This is a genomic window from Mycobacterium sp. SMC-16, assembly GCF_046250085.1.
GTDB classification, from domain to species: Bacteria; Actinomycetota; Actinomycetes; order Mycobacteriales; family Mycobacteriaceae; genus Mycobacterium; species Mycobacterium phocaicum.
On record NZ_CP176427.1, the window covers coordinates 3,627,457 to 3,640,417 of the forward strand.

Annotated in this window: 12 protein-coding genes; 5 read left to right on the forward strand and 7 right to left on the reverse strand. The window is 66.9% G+C overall.

Going from position 1 to position 12,961, the window contains the following annotated elements; genetic code table 11:
* Positions 1–22 precede the first annotated feature (22 nt).
* The 3 genes from ACJEIK_RS17555 to ACJEIK_RS17565 are packed head-to-tail and all read right to left on the reverse strand — an operon-like array spanning position 23 to position 1,511.
* On the reverse strand, positions 23–424 hold the full coding sequence (locus tag ACJEIK_RS17555; RefSeq protein ID WP_060999658.1) for a type II toxin-antitoxin system VapC family toxin: 402 nt from the start codon (positions 422–424) through the stop codon (positions 23–25).
* Positions 421–663, reverse strand: a complete 243-nt coding sequence (locus ACJEIK_RS17560; protein ID WP_060999656.1) for a type II toxin-antitoxin system VapB family antitoxin — start codon at positions 661–663, stop codon at positions 421–423. The genes ACJEIK_RS17555 and ACJEIK_RS17560 overlap by 4 nt, the downstream gene beginning before the upstream one ends.
* Before the next feature lie 50 nt (positions 664–713).
* Positions 714–1,511, reverse strand: coding sequence for a hypothetical protein (locus ACJEIK_RS17565; protein ID WP_060999654.1), 798 nt, complete (start codon positions 1,509–1,511; stop codon positions 714–716).
* A 411-nt stretch (positions 1,512–1,922) separates the two neighbouring features.
* Here ACJEIK_RS17565 and ACJEIK_RS17570 point away from each other — a divergent pair, with 411 nt between their 5' ends.
* Genes ACJEIK_RS17570 through ACJEIK_RS17580 form a run of 3 tightly spaced genes read left to right on the forward strand, consistent with a single transcriptional unit; the run spans position 1,923 to position 4,287 of the window.
* Complete coding sequence (locus tag ACJEIK_RS17570) at positions 1,923–3,122, forward strand: IS110 family transposase (protein WP_133426027.1); 1,200 nt, start codon at positions 1,923–1,925, stop codon at positions 3,120–3,122.
* A gap of 56 nt (positions 3,123–3,178) precedes the next feature.
* Complete coding sequence (locus ACJEIK_RS17575; RefSeq protein WP_133427710.1) at positions 3,179–3,685, forward strand: DUF402 domain-containing protein; 507 nt, start codon at positions 3,179–3,181, stop codon at positions 3,683–3,685.
* A gap of 11 nt (positions 3,686–3,696) precedes the next feature.
* The gene (locus ACJEIK_RS17580) at positions 3,697–4,287 is read left to right on the forward strand and encodes a hypothetical protein (protein WP_138249706.1); all 591 of its coding nucleotides are present in this window, start codon (positions 3,697–3,699) and stop codon (positions 4,285–4,287) included.
* Here ACJEIK_RS17580 and coaE read toward each other — a convergent pair.
* From coaE to rpsA, 3 genes are all read right to left on the reverse strand, one after another.
* Positions 4,284–5,462, reverse strand: coding sequence for a dephospho-CoA kinase (gene coaE, locus ACJEIK_RS17585; RefSeq protein WP_138249707.1), 1,179 nt, complete (start codon positions 5,460–5,462; stop codon positions 4,284–4,286). The genes ACJEIK_RS17580 and coaE overlap by 4 nt on opposite strands.
* A 30-nt stretch (positions 5,463–5,492) precedes the next feature.
* The gene (locus ACJEIK_RS17590; RefSeq protein WP_406802417.1) at positions 5,493–6,677 is read right to left on the reverse strand and encodes a hypothetical protein; all 1,185 of its coding nucleotides are present in this window, start codon (positions 6,675–6,677) and stop codon (positions 5,493–5,495) included.
* Positions 6,678–6,791: 114 nt separating this feature from the next.
* The gene (rpsA, locus tag ACJEIK_RS17595; protein ID WP_061006315.1) at positions 6,792–8,231 is read right to left on the reverse strand and encodes a 30S ribosomal protein S1; all 1,440 of its coding nucleotides are present in this window, start codon (positions 8,229–8,231) and stop codon (positions 6,792–6,794) included.
* A gap of 261 nt (positions 8,232–8,492) precedes the next feature.
* Between rpsA and ACJEIK_RS17600 the strand changes: the two genes are divergently transcribed.
* Positions 8,493–9,590: a PrsW family intramembrane metalloprotease gene (locus ACJEIK_RS17600; RefSeq protein ID WP_133427745.1), complete on the forward strand. Its 1,098-nt coding sequence runs from the start codon at positions 8,493–8,495 to the stop codon at positions 9,588–9,590.
* A 35-nt stretch (positions 9,591–9,625) separates the two neighbouring features.
* Positions 9,626–10,258: a LysE family translocator gene (locus ACJEIK_RS17605; protein ID WP_133427713.1), complete on the forward strand. Its 633-nt coding sequence runs from the start codon at positions 9,626–9,628 to the stop codon at positions 10,256–10,258.
* Between the two features lie 2 nt (positions 10,259–10,260).
* Here ACJEIK_RS17605 and polA read toward each other — a convergent pair whose 3' ends face one another.
* Complete coding sequence (polA, locus tag ACJEIK_RS17610; RefSeq protein WP_163693098.1) at positions 10,261–12,921, reverse strand: DNA polymerase I; 2,661 nt, start codon at positions 12,919–12,921, stop codon at positions 10,261–10,263.
* Positions 12,922–12,961 lie beyond the last annotated feature (40 nt).

Consider the following 12,961-nt stretch of genomic DNA (forward strand, 5'->3'; position numbering starts at 1 on the left):
ACCGGGCCCTGTGTCGCCACGCCTAGCTGGGCTCGAGTGCTGATCGGACACCGGTGTGCCCGAAGTCATCGCCCTTCCACAACAATGGCTCGCGACAGTCGATCGCCAGCGCATACGCGAAGCAGTCGCCGAAGTTGAGGCCCGCGGGGTGGCCGCTGCCTTTCCCGAAATCGCGGTAGGCCTGGCGGGCCAGCCGGGCCTGATGCTCGGTCACCGGTTCGATGACGAATCCGGCGCTGTCCACCAGGTCATCGAACCGCGTACTGATGACCGGATCGCGGCGTGCATCCAGGACGATTCCGCATTCGAGATAGCTTGCCGCCGACAGCCGCGGCACCACCGCGGCCGCAATCGCCCGGGCATAGACTCCCACGTCGTCCTCGCCCGCAACCAGCGCGATGATGGCCGAGGTGTCCACGATCATTTCGGCAGTCCGTATTCGTCGTAAAGCAGCTCGCCGTGGTCGGGTAGTCCCTCGGGACCCAGCCGGCTCCTGATACTGCGGGCGATATCCAGCAAGCGCTCTGCCAGATCATCGGCCTGCAGTCGTCGGAGCCGGTCGTTGACCGCAGTCGCGACGGCCTGTGCCTGGGACTCGCCCGTGATCTTCGCGATCGCCTTCACGGCTTCATGGACGGCCGGGTCTTTGATGTTCAGCGCCATAATTGGTACCTTCCGACCCCTCCAATGGTACCAATGGGTCTCAGCGGCGGTCATGCGGTTTTCATCCGGCGCGGCCGCGCGCGGTCATAGGCTGCCGCGAACCGAGCCCATTCGACGGCATCCGGAGGAACGGCGGCATAGCTGCGGTCCATGCCACAAGCTCTCTCGCGCAACCAATTCAGGGCCTCGTCGAAATCTGCCTCGTCCAGGGCAGGCAGCTGCAGCGCGTCTCCGCATGCGGCGAGATGCTCCTCATAGCGATCGTCCCAACATTCGGTCCGCCAGCCGCGCCACAACTCCGGCAGTGCCCGGAACACACCCATGACGTCGGCGGTGTTCCACACCCCGACCACGTTTCGGGGCACATCGATGTGCACCCCGCCCTCGGGAATCTTGTCGAGCCGCAGTCTCCGGACGCCGCTACCCGGCAATTTGTCCAGCAACGCCGGCCCGTGCCATGCCTTGCTGTCACCCCACCACAACGGCCACATCCGCAATTCACCCGACGCGTCGATGACGGAAACCAAGTGGCACAAAGAGTTCCGGGATTTTGCCAGTTTGGGCGCGGAAAGACCGTCCAGCGATGGCAGGGCAAACTCCTTCCCGACGTATCCGCCGATCTCGGCTGTTCCGTCGTAGGCGTAGCAGATCTCGTAGCCCGCCCATACCTCCGCGAGCGCCGCAAGAATTGTGCGGCGGAACGGCATCTCCACCATGAGGCTGTCGCCGAAGAACACGACCCGCCGCCGATCGAAGTCGAAGACTGCACCGCCGTCGCACCACAACGGATCAGTCCAGGTGTCGTGGGACTGCCGGCGGCCCAGCGATTCGAGGAATTGCAAGGCCAAGGGCGGGCCACCTATCAGTAGGTCCACCATGCGGCAGCCCTCGCAGTGGGAGTAAACGTACTGCCACTCTTGGTCTTTCACGACAACGATGTTCGCTCGATTACCCATCGGGGCCCCCACCCTCTTCGGGTGCGGATATGTGCCGCACCGGTTGACTCTGGTTTACTCCGGGGCACCGACATTGATGATGGAAGAGCGTTACCGCGCGGGTCGTGGCTCTGGCACTGACTGACGCCCTACTGGGTTGTCTTTAACCTGATTTGCCCGGCCCGTGTGGTGCGCGTCTTGTTCACACCGGACAGGACGGACATGACTTAATCAGGAGCCTGGCCGTTCCTCATCAATGTCTTGTCTGCCCGCCCTGGCCGGTGTGTGCCCCGCCCAACGCTGGTCAGAAGGGACACCATCATCTTGACAGAATCTGCGCTCATCGTCGCCGGTGCGGACACCCACCTCGACACCATCCACGTCGCCGCGATCACCACGACCGGCGCCACCCTCGGCGACAAGGAGTTCCCCACCACCGGCGCCGGGTACGCCGCGGCGATCGCATTCCTCATGACACTGGGCCACATTGTGCGCATCGGTGTGGAAGGCACCGCCAGCTACGGCGCCGGGTTCACCCGGGCCTTAACCGCCGCGGGGATCGAGGTGGTGGAGGTGACGAGAGCGGTCAAGTCCACCCGCCGACTCAAAGGAAAATCCGACCCGCTCGACGCGTACAGCGCCGCCCGCACCGTGTTGGCCGGCGAGGGCCTGGCCACCCCCAAAGACGATGCCACCACCGGATTGCGTGCCCTGCACATCGCTCGTCGTTCGGCGGTCAAGCACCGCACCGCGGTGATCAACCAGATCAAAGCCATGCTGATATCGGCGCCGGATGCGGTGCGTGAAAAGTACCGTGGCTTAACAACATTGAAGTTGATCGAGGCCATCGCCCGCTGCCGCCCCGACACTGTGGCCGACACGTGGGCACAGTCGCTGCTCACCGCGGCCAAGATGCTCGCCCAACGCGTGCAATTCCTCGAAACCCAAGCCGAAACCCTGCAAACGCAGATCGATGCCCTTGTCGCCAAGGCCAACCCCGGCCTGCGCGCTGCCTACGGTGTCGGCCCGGACACCGCCGCCCAGCTATTGATCACCGCCGGAGCCAACCCGCACCGGCTGCACAGTGAAGCCGCGTTCGCCGCTCTGTGCGGCACCGCGCCAGTGCCGGCGTCCTCGGGTAAGACCAACCGGCACCGCCTATCGCGCGGCGGTGACCGCGCCGCCAACAACGCGCTGCACCGCATCGCCCTGGTGCGCATGTCCAGTCACCAGTCGACCAAGGACTACGTGCAACGACAGCTCGCCAAGGGCCACAACAAAATGGAGATCCTGCGCAAACTCAAACGGGCCATCGCCCGCGAAGTCTTCAAACTCCTGACCCGCCAGATCGCAGTACCTGAATACAACGACCTACGGCCAGCCCGGCAATCCAAAAACATCACCGTCACCGCCGCTGCGAACCACTTCGGCGTCTGGCCCACCGTCATCTCCCGCATCGAACGCGGACTACAACGCGACGACGCCCTGGCTGATCAATACAGATCATGGCTCCAAGCTGCTTGACACCAATAGGAGCATCAGGCGCTGCCGGTCGCCGGACGAGCGCGTACGCTGGCGCCATCCACGCACCCAAGCACGAGACGTTCGACCTGGCCGCCCGCACGAACACCGATCCCAAAGGCATCGTGCGGGCCGTCGACGTGTACCGCCTCGAGCCGTGGGGCCTGTACATGGCCCGTCCCACCCCCGGCCGCCCGCAGTTCCACTACCTGGAGTCCTGGCTGCTGCCGTCGATCGGCCTACGGGCCAGCGTCTTCCATTTCAACCCGGGACATGAACGCGACCAGGACTTCTATCTCGATGTCGGCCGGTTCACCGCCGGCGAGCAGGCCTGGACGTCCGAGGACCACTACCTGGACCTGGTCGTCCGGTCGGGCAAGAGTGTCGAGCTGGAGGATGTCGACGAGCTTCTCGACGCGGTGCGGCACCACCTCCTGAGCACCGACGACGGTGAACGCGCCATCACGACGGCGACGGCCGCCATCGAAGGGCTGGCTCAGCACAATTACCAGCTGAACAATTGGCTAGCCAGTCTCGGTATGTCACTGACCTGGCGCGACGGGTAATGTCAACAACCATGACATCGATCGGGCGCGGACGACTGGCCGCGGCATCGCTGGCGTGCGCCACCGCAGTGGCCACGAGCGCCTCCCTGTTTCTCGCGACGACGGCAGCTGCCGACCCGGCTCCCCCGGCCCCGCCCGCACCGCCCGCACCGCCGGCGGTTCCGGCCGGAGACAGCGCACCGCCCAGCGCGGGACCGCACAACGTCACCTACCGGGCCCGGATCGACGGGGTGTCCCGCGGGACGCTGATCACCTACCGCCTCACCGATACGCAGCTCAATTCGGCGACGCCCTCGTTGCTCCCCGGCGAATCGTTCGAAGCCTCGGCCGTGCTGAACAACGCGGCGAACGCCGGCATGCAGGTGTCGATCCAATGGCCGTACTCGGCCAGCCTGCACTGCGAGATCCTGGTCGACGACGAGATCGTCGCCCAGGCCGACCAGTTCGTCGCCCCGCGCCTGACGCCGCAGCGCCAGGACCCCGGTTATGGCGTGCTCAGCTGCGGTTCGGTGACCGACTTCGATCCCAGCCAGCAGTACAGCGCTGAGCTACCGGGCACCCCGGCCACCCCGGCCGCGCCCGCGACTCCGGTCGCACACTAAGGGCGCCAACCGGTTTCGTCCGCCCAGGCCCAGGCCCGTCGGTACGCACCGGCGAGCCAGGGCTCCTTGGCGTCGGCGTACTCGCCGCTGGTGGCCGGCGCGGCAGCGATCGCATCGTGCTTGAGCGCCAGGTACTCGACCCGCTCGTCGGGGTTGGCGGCGAGCCACACCGGGAACAGCAGGGCGAACTGCTGACCCGGCGAGCCGTCGACCCGGAGGTGCACGTTGGTCGGCCGGCCGGGATCGGCGGACGCGTGAAAGCGCTTCTGCCACAACGTCTTGTCGTCGGTGTGGGCCACGTCTTCGGTGATGTCCGCGACCCGGGGGTAGCCGGCGGCCAGCAGCAGATCGGTGAGCTCGTCGGCCACGTCGAGCGACTTCACCGTCACCTGGATGTCGATGACGTCCTTGGCGTCCAGGCCCGGCACCGCCGTCGACCCGATGTGGTCGACCCGCACCGCCCGGTGGCCGCACGCGGTGTTCAGCCGGGCCACGATGCGGCGGGCCTGCTCGGGCCACGTCTCGTCGTACGACACGACGGCCGGCGCCACACTGACCGGCACGCCGGCCTGCACATTGCGCGCGAACGGGACGATGCGCTGCTCCCACAGTTCGCGGGCCGCGGCGGCCAGTTCGTCGGCGCTGCCGTGGTTGTCCAGCCAGACGTCCGCGACGGCCTGTCGCTGTTCAACGGTCGCCTGCGCCGCGATCCGGGCGCGGGCGTCCGCCTCCGAGAAGCCGCGGTGCTCGACCAGCCGCGCGACCCGCACGTCCTCGTCGGCGTGCACCATGACGACCAACGGGAACAGCGGCGCCATCTGCGACTCGACGAGCAGCGGAATATCTTCCACCACAACCGAACCCACCGGCGCGGCGTCGATGAGCTCGGCACGGCGTTTGCCGACCAGCGGGTGCACGATGCCGTTGAGGGTCTTGCGCTTCTCGTCGTCGCTGAACGCCACCGCGGCCAGCGCCGGCCGGTTGAGCGAACCGTCGGGCAGCAGGATGTCCTCGCCGAAGGCCGCCACCAGGGCGGCCAGCCCCTCGGTGCCGGGCTCCACCACCTCGCGGGCGATCACGTCACCGTCGACGACGATGCCGCCTTCGGCTGCAAAGGTCGATGACACAGTGGATTTTCCGGCGCCGATGCCGCCGCTCAGTCCGATACGAAGCACGGCTTCAGTGTGTCAGGTGCCCCGCTCACCTCAGCCGCGGACTCCGGTCATCTCGATGACCGCCCGCTCCAACGTGGTTTCCGCGACGGCCGCACCGCCGGCCAGGTCGACAGCCACCAGCCGCCGGATCTGCGGATCGCTGACGTAGGCAACGCCATCTTGTACATGCAGATTCGGCATCGGCTCGTGCCAGTCCTCCGGCTCATGCCACGGCGCGATGACGCCGATGTGCGCAATACGCCGGGCGGTCTTCGCATCGAATACGTGCAGTGCGCCGTCGGTGCCCAGAATGACCGCCTCACCGCGCGGCCCGCGATCCAGCGACCGGAAGCTATAGCTGGCATCGAGCGGTACCACCGTGATCCGGCCGGTCTGCGTGTCGGTGAAGGTAAACCGTTGGGGGCGTTCGAGTTTTGCGCCGGCTTCGGTCTTGTAGTCGCCGAGCACAACCGGCGACTCGGCACTTCCCGCCTGATTGCCGATCCGCCCGTACGGGTCCGCGCTGGCAGTCTTCTCAATGGTGTTGCCGCGGACGATGAGTATGCCGTTCTGGCAGCCGAACGTCAGCACACCGTCGGCGGCCGCGGCCTCGCCGTGCAGACCGGGACAGTCGTCGTTGATCGCGATCGGCCTGCCCGCGGCGTCGCGGATTTCCAGACCGGTCCGCGCATGCTCGTCGCCGCGGCTCACGACCACCGACCCGTCGCCGCGAGCGACGGCGACGCCATGATGGGCGGGAACCGCGAAATGCGAAGCCACCTCGGCCTTGCCGGCGAGCAGTGCGTGCGGGTCGACGATGTCCACCGCGCCGGTGCCGTCGAAGAAGAGGGTGAGCTTGCCGTCATGGGCGACGGCGTGGCCGGGCTCGGCGCCGCTGAATCGCATACCCGTCGACCGCGGGGTGGCGGTGTAGTGATGCCCGTGGTCGCCGTGGTCGTCGGTCCAGGTGCCGAGATCGAGGACCGCGAACCCGCCGGCTTGCGACACCAGCACATGCCGGCCGTCCGCGGCGGAATTCAGTCGCAGGAAGCCTTCGAGCGGGACGTCGCCGGCTGGTTTGAGTGTCTTGGCGTCGAGCACCAGCACCCCGCCGTCATAGCTCAGGGCCAGCCGCGGGGTGCGCGCGGACTGTTCCACCGGAGCGGCGTTCTCGGCGGGGCCGGAACACCCGGCGACGACAGCCGTCAGGAGCAGAACGGCGAAGAATTTGAGCACGCCGCCCAGCCAAGCCGTTGATGAAAATTATTGTCAAATAGATACACACGCACGTGTCGACAAAAAAGAACTCCCCGGCTCGGTGAGAGCCGGGGAGTTCTTCTGTGTTGCTACTTAGGCGTTGCCGGCGAGCTTCTCGCGCAGCGCCGCCAGCTGGGCGTCGCTGGCCAGGGTGCCACCGGTCGACTCCTCGGAACGCGAGGAACCGCTGGTCGCCGGACGGGCAGCTGCCTCGGCGTCGGCCGCGGCGAACTTCTCCATCTGGGCGGTGTGCATCTTGTGGCGACGCTCGGCCTCGGCGTACCGGGCCTCCCACTCGTCACGCTGCTTCTCGAAGCCTTCCAGCCATTCGTTGCTGTCGGCGTCGAAGCCCTCGGGGAAGATGTAGTTGCCCTGCTCGTCGTAGCTGTCGGCCATGCCGTACTTCGACGGGTCGAACTCCTCGGTGTAGTCCTCGTTGGCCTGCTTGAGGCTCAGCGAGATGCGGCGACGCTCGAGGTCGATGTCGATGACCTTGACCATCGCGTCGTCGCCGACCTGGACCACCTGGTCCGGGACCTCGACGTGGCGCTCGGACAGCTCCGAGATGTGCACCAGGCCCTCGATGCCCTCTTCGACGCGGACGAACGCACCGAATGGAACCAGCTTGGTGACCTTGCCCGGGACGATCTGACCGATCGCGTGGGTACGGGCGAAGTGGCGCCACGGGTCTTCCTGAGTCGCCTTGAGCGACAGCGAAACCCGCTCGCGGTCCATGTCGACGTCCAGCACCTCGACGGTGACCTCGTCGCCCACCTGAACCACCTCGGACGGGTGATCGATGTGCTTCCAGGACAGCTCCGAGACGTGCACCAGGCCGTCTACGCCGCCCAAGTCGACGAACGCGCCGAAGTTGACGATCGAGGACACGACACCCTTGCGGATGGCGCCCTTGGTGAGCTGGTTGAGGAACTCGCTGCGGACCTCGGACTGGGTCTGCTCGAGCCACGCGCGACGCGACAGCACCACGTTGTTGCGGTTCTTGTCGAGCTCGATGATCTTGGCCTCGATCTCCTTGCCGATGTACGGCTGCAGATCGCGGACACGGCGCATCTCGACGAGCGATGCGGGCAGGAAGCCGCGCAGGCCGATGTCGAGGATCAGGCCGCCCTTGACGACCTCGATGACGGTGCCCTTGACGGCCTCGTCCTTCTCCTTGAGCTCCTCGATGGTGCCCCAGGCGCGCTCGTACTGAGCCCGCTTCTTGGAGAGGATCAGGCGGCCTTCCTTGTCCTCCTTGGTGAGAACGAGGGCTTCGACCTCATCGCCCACGGAAACGACCTCGTTGGGGTCGACGTCGTGCTTGATGGAAAGTTCGCGAGAAGGAATGACACCTTCGGTCTTGTAGCCGATGTCGAGCAGGACCTCGTCACGGTCCACCTTGACGATGGTCCCTTCGACGATGTCGCCATCGTTGAAGTACTTGATGGTCTTGTCGATAGCGGCGAGAAAGTCCTCGGCCGAGCCAATGTCGTTGATGGCTACTTGCGGCGAGGTGATGGAGGGACTTGGCATGTGGTGGGATGCTCCGGACAGGTTGAATCGTAGGGACAAAATGGTTGGTGTTTCTCGTGATGCGTCGAGGCGTTGCCGCCTGACGTCTCACGCGCACCCGTAGCCCATGTGGACACAGGTACTTGTCGAGGGTACTAGACCCGTAGACGCAGGCCAAACGCGGTCTGCTCCACTGCAGGGGAATGCCGTTCCGCCGATAGTCTTCGTGTCGTGTATCCCGCTCCGTCGCCCGTGCCGCCGCCATATCCGTATCTGGCGCCCATGCCGCGGCGAATCCGCAAGGTCGGCGCGCCCCTCGGCGTGATCATCGGCCTGGGTGTGCTGATCGGCTGCGTCCTGATCCTGACCACGCTGACCAACCCGATCGGCATGACCATCGGATTCGTGCTGGCCAGCATCGCGACTGCGGTGGTGCTGCTGACCTACCTGTGGTTCGACCGCTGGGAGCCCGAGCCACCGCGGCTGCTGATCTTCGCGTTCATCTGGGGTTCCTCCATCAGCGTCGTCATCTCGGTGGTCCTGGAAACCATGTCGACGCCGCTGCTCGGCAAGGACGGTTTCGCGGCGATGGCCATCGGCGCACCGGTGATCGAAGAGGCCGCCAAGGGCGCGTTCCTGCTGCTGATGATGACCGGCCGGCGCCGCAACGAGCTCAATTCGCTGACGGACTGCCTCGTCTACGCCGGTTTCGTCGCCGCGGGCTTCGCGTGGCTGGAGAACATCTTCTACATCGCCATGGGCGAGACCATCGCGCACTCCCTGCTCACCGCCGCGCTGCGGCTGATCATGGGCCCCTTCGCGCATCCGCTGTTCACCAGCATGACCGGCATCGGCGTGTACCTCGCGCTGCAGCATCGCAGCGCCGGCGCCAAGGTGCTCTACATCGGACTCGGCTACGTCGCCGCGGTGGTCATGCACATGTTGTGGAACGGCTCGACCGTCGTCGGCGCCGGCGCCTACTTCGCGGTCTACCTGTTCTGGATGGTGCCGATCTTCACCCTCGCCATCGTCACGGGCGTGCTGGGGCGCCGTCGCGAGCAGCGGGTGGTCGCCGAGAAGCTGCCCGGACTCATCGCCTCCGGCCTGATCACCCCCAACGAGGCGACGTGGCTCGGATCGATGCGGACCCGCAAGGCGGCGATCGCGACGGCGACGCGGATCGGCGGCGCGCCGGCCGGGAAATCGGTGAAGGAGTTCGCCGTGCAGGTCGTCGAGTTGGCATTCGTCCGGGACCGCATCGACCGGGGCCTGGCCGACCAGCGGACCTACCAGCTGCATGCCGAGGAGGCGTACTGGCTGACCGCCACGCGGGCGCGGGCGCCGGTGCTGCAGTGGCTGACCAACTACCGCGCCGTCTGACTTAACGATTTGTGCGGGTCAGCGATACTTCTTGCATGCTCGCGCACCTTCTCGACGTCCTGCCGGCGTTCCTGGTCGCGTCGGTGATCCTGGCCGCGCTGCCCGGACCGGCGACGGCATTGTTCCTGCACCGCTCGGTGCGCGACGGCCGCAAGGCCGGTCTGGCAGCCGTTGTCGGCAATGAGATCGGTGTCTGCGGGTGGACGCTGGCCGGCGGCGGCGGGCTGTCAATCCTGCTGGCGGCCAATCACTGGCTGTCGCTGGCGCTGCACGTCGTCGGCGCCGCGATCCTGATCTGGCTGGGCATCAGCGCCTGGCGCAGTGCGAAACACCCCACCGACATGGCCGTGACCATGCCGCTGCGCGGCCGCACCCCGGGCGCGGCGTTCCGTGCCGCACTCGTGTCGATCGCCGCCAACCCGAAGGCCGCGGCCTTCGGGATCGTGGTGCTCCCCCAGTTCCTGCCGGCCGGCGGCCCCGTGCTGCCGACGCTGCTGGTGCTCGCCGCCATCCAACTCGTCATCGACACCTCGTGGTGCGTCGGTGTCGTCCTGGCGGCCGACCGGGCGCGGAACATCTTGAGCCGCACCCACGTTCGTCAGCGCATCGAACGCGCCATGGGCGCGATCCTCGTTGCGCTCGGGATCGGGTTGGCGGCCGACGCCTAGCCCTAGTGGGCGGCGGCGTCCCAACTCGGGCCGTATCCGACCGACACCTCGAGCGGCACGTCCAGCGGGTAGGCGCTGCCCATCTGCTCACGCACCAAGGTCTCGAGCGCATCCCGCTCGCCCTCGGCCACCTCGAACAGCAATTCGTCGTGCACCTGAAGCAGGATGCGTGACTTCAGCCCGGCGTCCTCCATCGCGCGGTCGACGTTGGTCATCGCGACCTTGATGATGTCGGCGGCACTGCCCTGGATGGGCGCGTTGAGCGCGGCCCGCTCGGCCGCCTCGCGGACGTTGCGGTTGCTGCTGTCGAGTTCCGGCAGGTAGCGCCGGCGCCCCAGCACCGTCGAGGTGTAGCCGTCCTTGCGGGCCTGTTCGACCACCGAGTGCAGGTAGTCGCGTACCCCGCCGAACCGGTCGAAGTACTGGTCCATCTGCTGCTTGGCTTCTTCGGTCGAGATCTTCAGCTGCGAGGCCAGGCCATACGCCGACAACCCGTAGGCCAGGCCGTATGACATGGCCTTGACCCGGCGGCGCAGTTCCGCGGTCACCTCTTCGCTCGGCACGCCGAAGGCCCGCGACGCGACGAAGGTGTGCAGGTCCTCGCCGGTGTTGAAGGCTTCGATGAGGCCTGCATCGCCCGACAGGTGCGCCATGATGCGCATCTCGATCTGGCTGTAGTCGGCGGTCATGAGCTCGGTGAAGCCCTTGCCGACGACGAACGCCTCACGGATCTGCCGGCCCGCTTCGGTGCGGATCGGGATGTTCTGCAGGTTCGGCTCGGTCGACGACAAGCGACCGGTGGCGGCGATGGTCTGGTTGAAGGTGGTGTGGATGCGGCCGTCGGACGCGACCGCGTTCAGCAGTCCGTCGACGGTGACCTTGAGCCGGGTCGCGTCACGATGCGCCAGCAGATGCTGCAGGAACGGGTGGCCCGTCTTGTCCAGAAGTGATTGCAGCGCATCGGCATCCGTGGTGTAGCCGGTCTTGGTGCGCTTGGTCTTCGGCATCTCGAGCTTGTCGAACAGCACCACCTGCAGCTGCTTGGGCGAGCCCAGGTTGATCTGCTCACCGATCGCCGCGTAGGCCGCCTCGGCGGCGTCGCGAATCTGGTCGGAGAACTGGCTCTGCAGCCGGCCGAGCAGTTCGATGTCGACGGCGATGCCGGCGTTCTCCATCTCGGCGAGGGCGCGCTGTACCGGAAGCTCCATCTGCCCGAGCAGCGCCAGCGAGTCGATCTTGGCGAGTTCCACGTCGAGCGCGTCGGCCAGATCGCCGACCGCCGCGGCACGCACGATCAGCGCCTGGACCGCGGCGTCGTCGACCTCATCGGGGTCGTCGAGCAGCGAAAGCTGTTGCTCCTCTTTGGTTTCCGCCCGTAGCTCGCGGCCCAGGTACCGCACCGACAGGTCGTCGAGGGCGAAGCTGCGCTGCCCCGGACGGACCAGATACGCCGCCAGTGCCGTGTCGGAAGTGACACCGGCGAGCGGCCAGCCGCGGCCGAGCAGGTCGTGCCACGCCAGCTTCGCCTCGTGCAGCGCCTTCGGCGGACCCGGATCGGCCAACCACGACGCCAGCGCCGCTTCATCCTCGGCGTCCAGCCGCGCGGTGTCGATGTAGACGCCTTCGCCGCTGGCCGACACGATCGCCACCGCGGTCGCGTCGGCGTCGAAGGCCTTGTGCGTGCCCGCGACGGCCATGCCGAAGCGGCTGCCGTTGCTGTGCTCGGCGAGCCAGGCCGCCAGGGTGCCCGGTTCGAGCAGTCCGCCGCGGACGTCGAAACCGAGCTCGACCTCGGGCTCCACGGGCGACAGCGTGTCGAACAGCCGGTCCCGCAGGACCCGGAACTCCAGGTCGTCGAACAGCTGGTGGATGCGGTCGCGGTCCCACGGCTGCACCCGTAGGGCCTCCGGGGTGTGTGCCAGCGGCACGTTCCGGACCAGGTCGGTCAGCTCACGGTTGAGGATGACGCTGGAGAGATTGGCCCGCAGCGAGTCGCCGACCTTGCCTTTGACCTCATCGACATGGTCGACCAGCGCCTGCAGCGAGCCGTACTGGTTGATCCATTTGGACGCCGTCTTCTCCCCCACACCGGGGATACCGGGCAGGTTGTCACTCGGGTCGCCGCGCAGGGCCGCGAAATCCGGGTACTGCGTCGGAGTGAGGCCGTACTTCTCCACCACGGCGTCGGGGGTGAAGCGGTGCAGGTCGCTGACGCCCTTCTTCGGGTACAGCACCGTCACGTCGTCGGTGACGAGCTGCAGCGAGTCGCGGTCGCCGGTGACGACCAGCACGCGGAAATCCTCCGCCTCGGCCTGCGTGGCCAGCGTGGCGATCAGGTCGTCGGCCTCGAACCCGTCTTCGGCCAGCACCGTGATGCCGAGCGCCCCCAGCACCTCTTTGGTGATGTCGATCTGGCCGCGGAACTCGTCGGGCGTGGCGGCCCGCCCCTCCTTGTACTCCGGGTACTTCTCTTTGCGGAACGTCTGGCGGGACACGTCGAAAGCCGCCGCGACGTGCGTCGGCTTCTCGTCGCGCAGCAGATTGATGAGCATGGCGGTGAAGCCGTACACCGCGTTGGTGGTCAGCCCGCCCTGCGTCTTGAAGTTCTCGGCGGGCAGCGCGTAGAACGCTCGGAACGCCAGTGAATTGCCGTCCAGCAGCATCAATGTGGGCTTGGTGGTGGGCGGGGCGTCCGTTGCGGTG

Coding starts and splice junctions, on each gene's coding strand:
- rpsA (WP_061006315.1), bottom strand. CDS start 8,231: ATGCCAAGTCCCTCCATCACCTCGCCGCAAGTAGCCATCAACGACATT.
- ACJEIK_RS17605 (WP_133427713.1), top strand. CDS start 9,626: ATGCTCGCGCACCTTCTCGACGTCCTGCCGGCGTTCCTGGTCGCGTCG.
- ACJEIK_RS17560 (WP_060999656.1), bottom strand. CDS start 663: ATGGCGCTGAACATCAAAGACCCGGCCGTCCATGAAGCCGTGAAGGCG.
- ACJEIK_RS17600 (WP_133427745.1), top strand. CDS start 8,493: ATGCCGCGGCGAATCCGCAAGGTCGGCGCGCCCCTCGGCGTGATCATC.
- polA (WP_163693098.1), bottom strand. CDS start 12,921: ATGCTGCTGGACGGCAATTCACTGGCGTTCCGAGCGTTCTACGCGCTG.
- ACJEIK_RS17555 (WP_060999658.1), bottom strand. CDS start 424: ATGATCGTGGACACCTCGGCCATCATCGCGCTGGTTGCGGGCGAGGAC.
- ACJEIK_RS17580 (WP_138249706.1), top strand. CDS start 3,697: ATGACATCGATCGGGCGCGGACGACTGGCCGCGGCATCGCTGGCGTGC.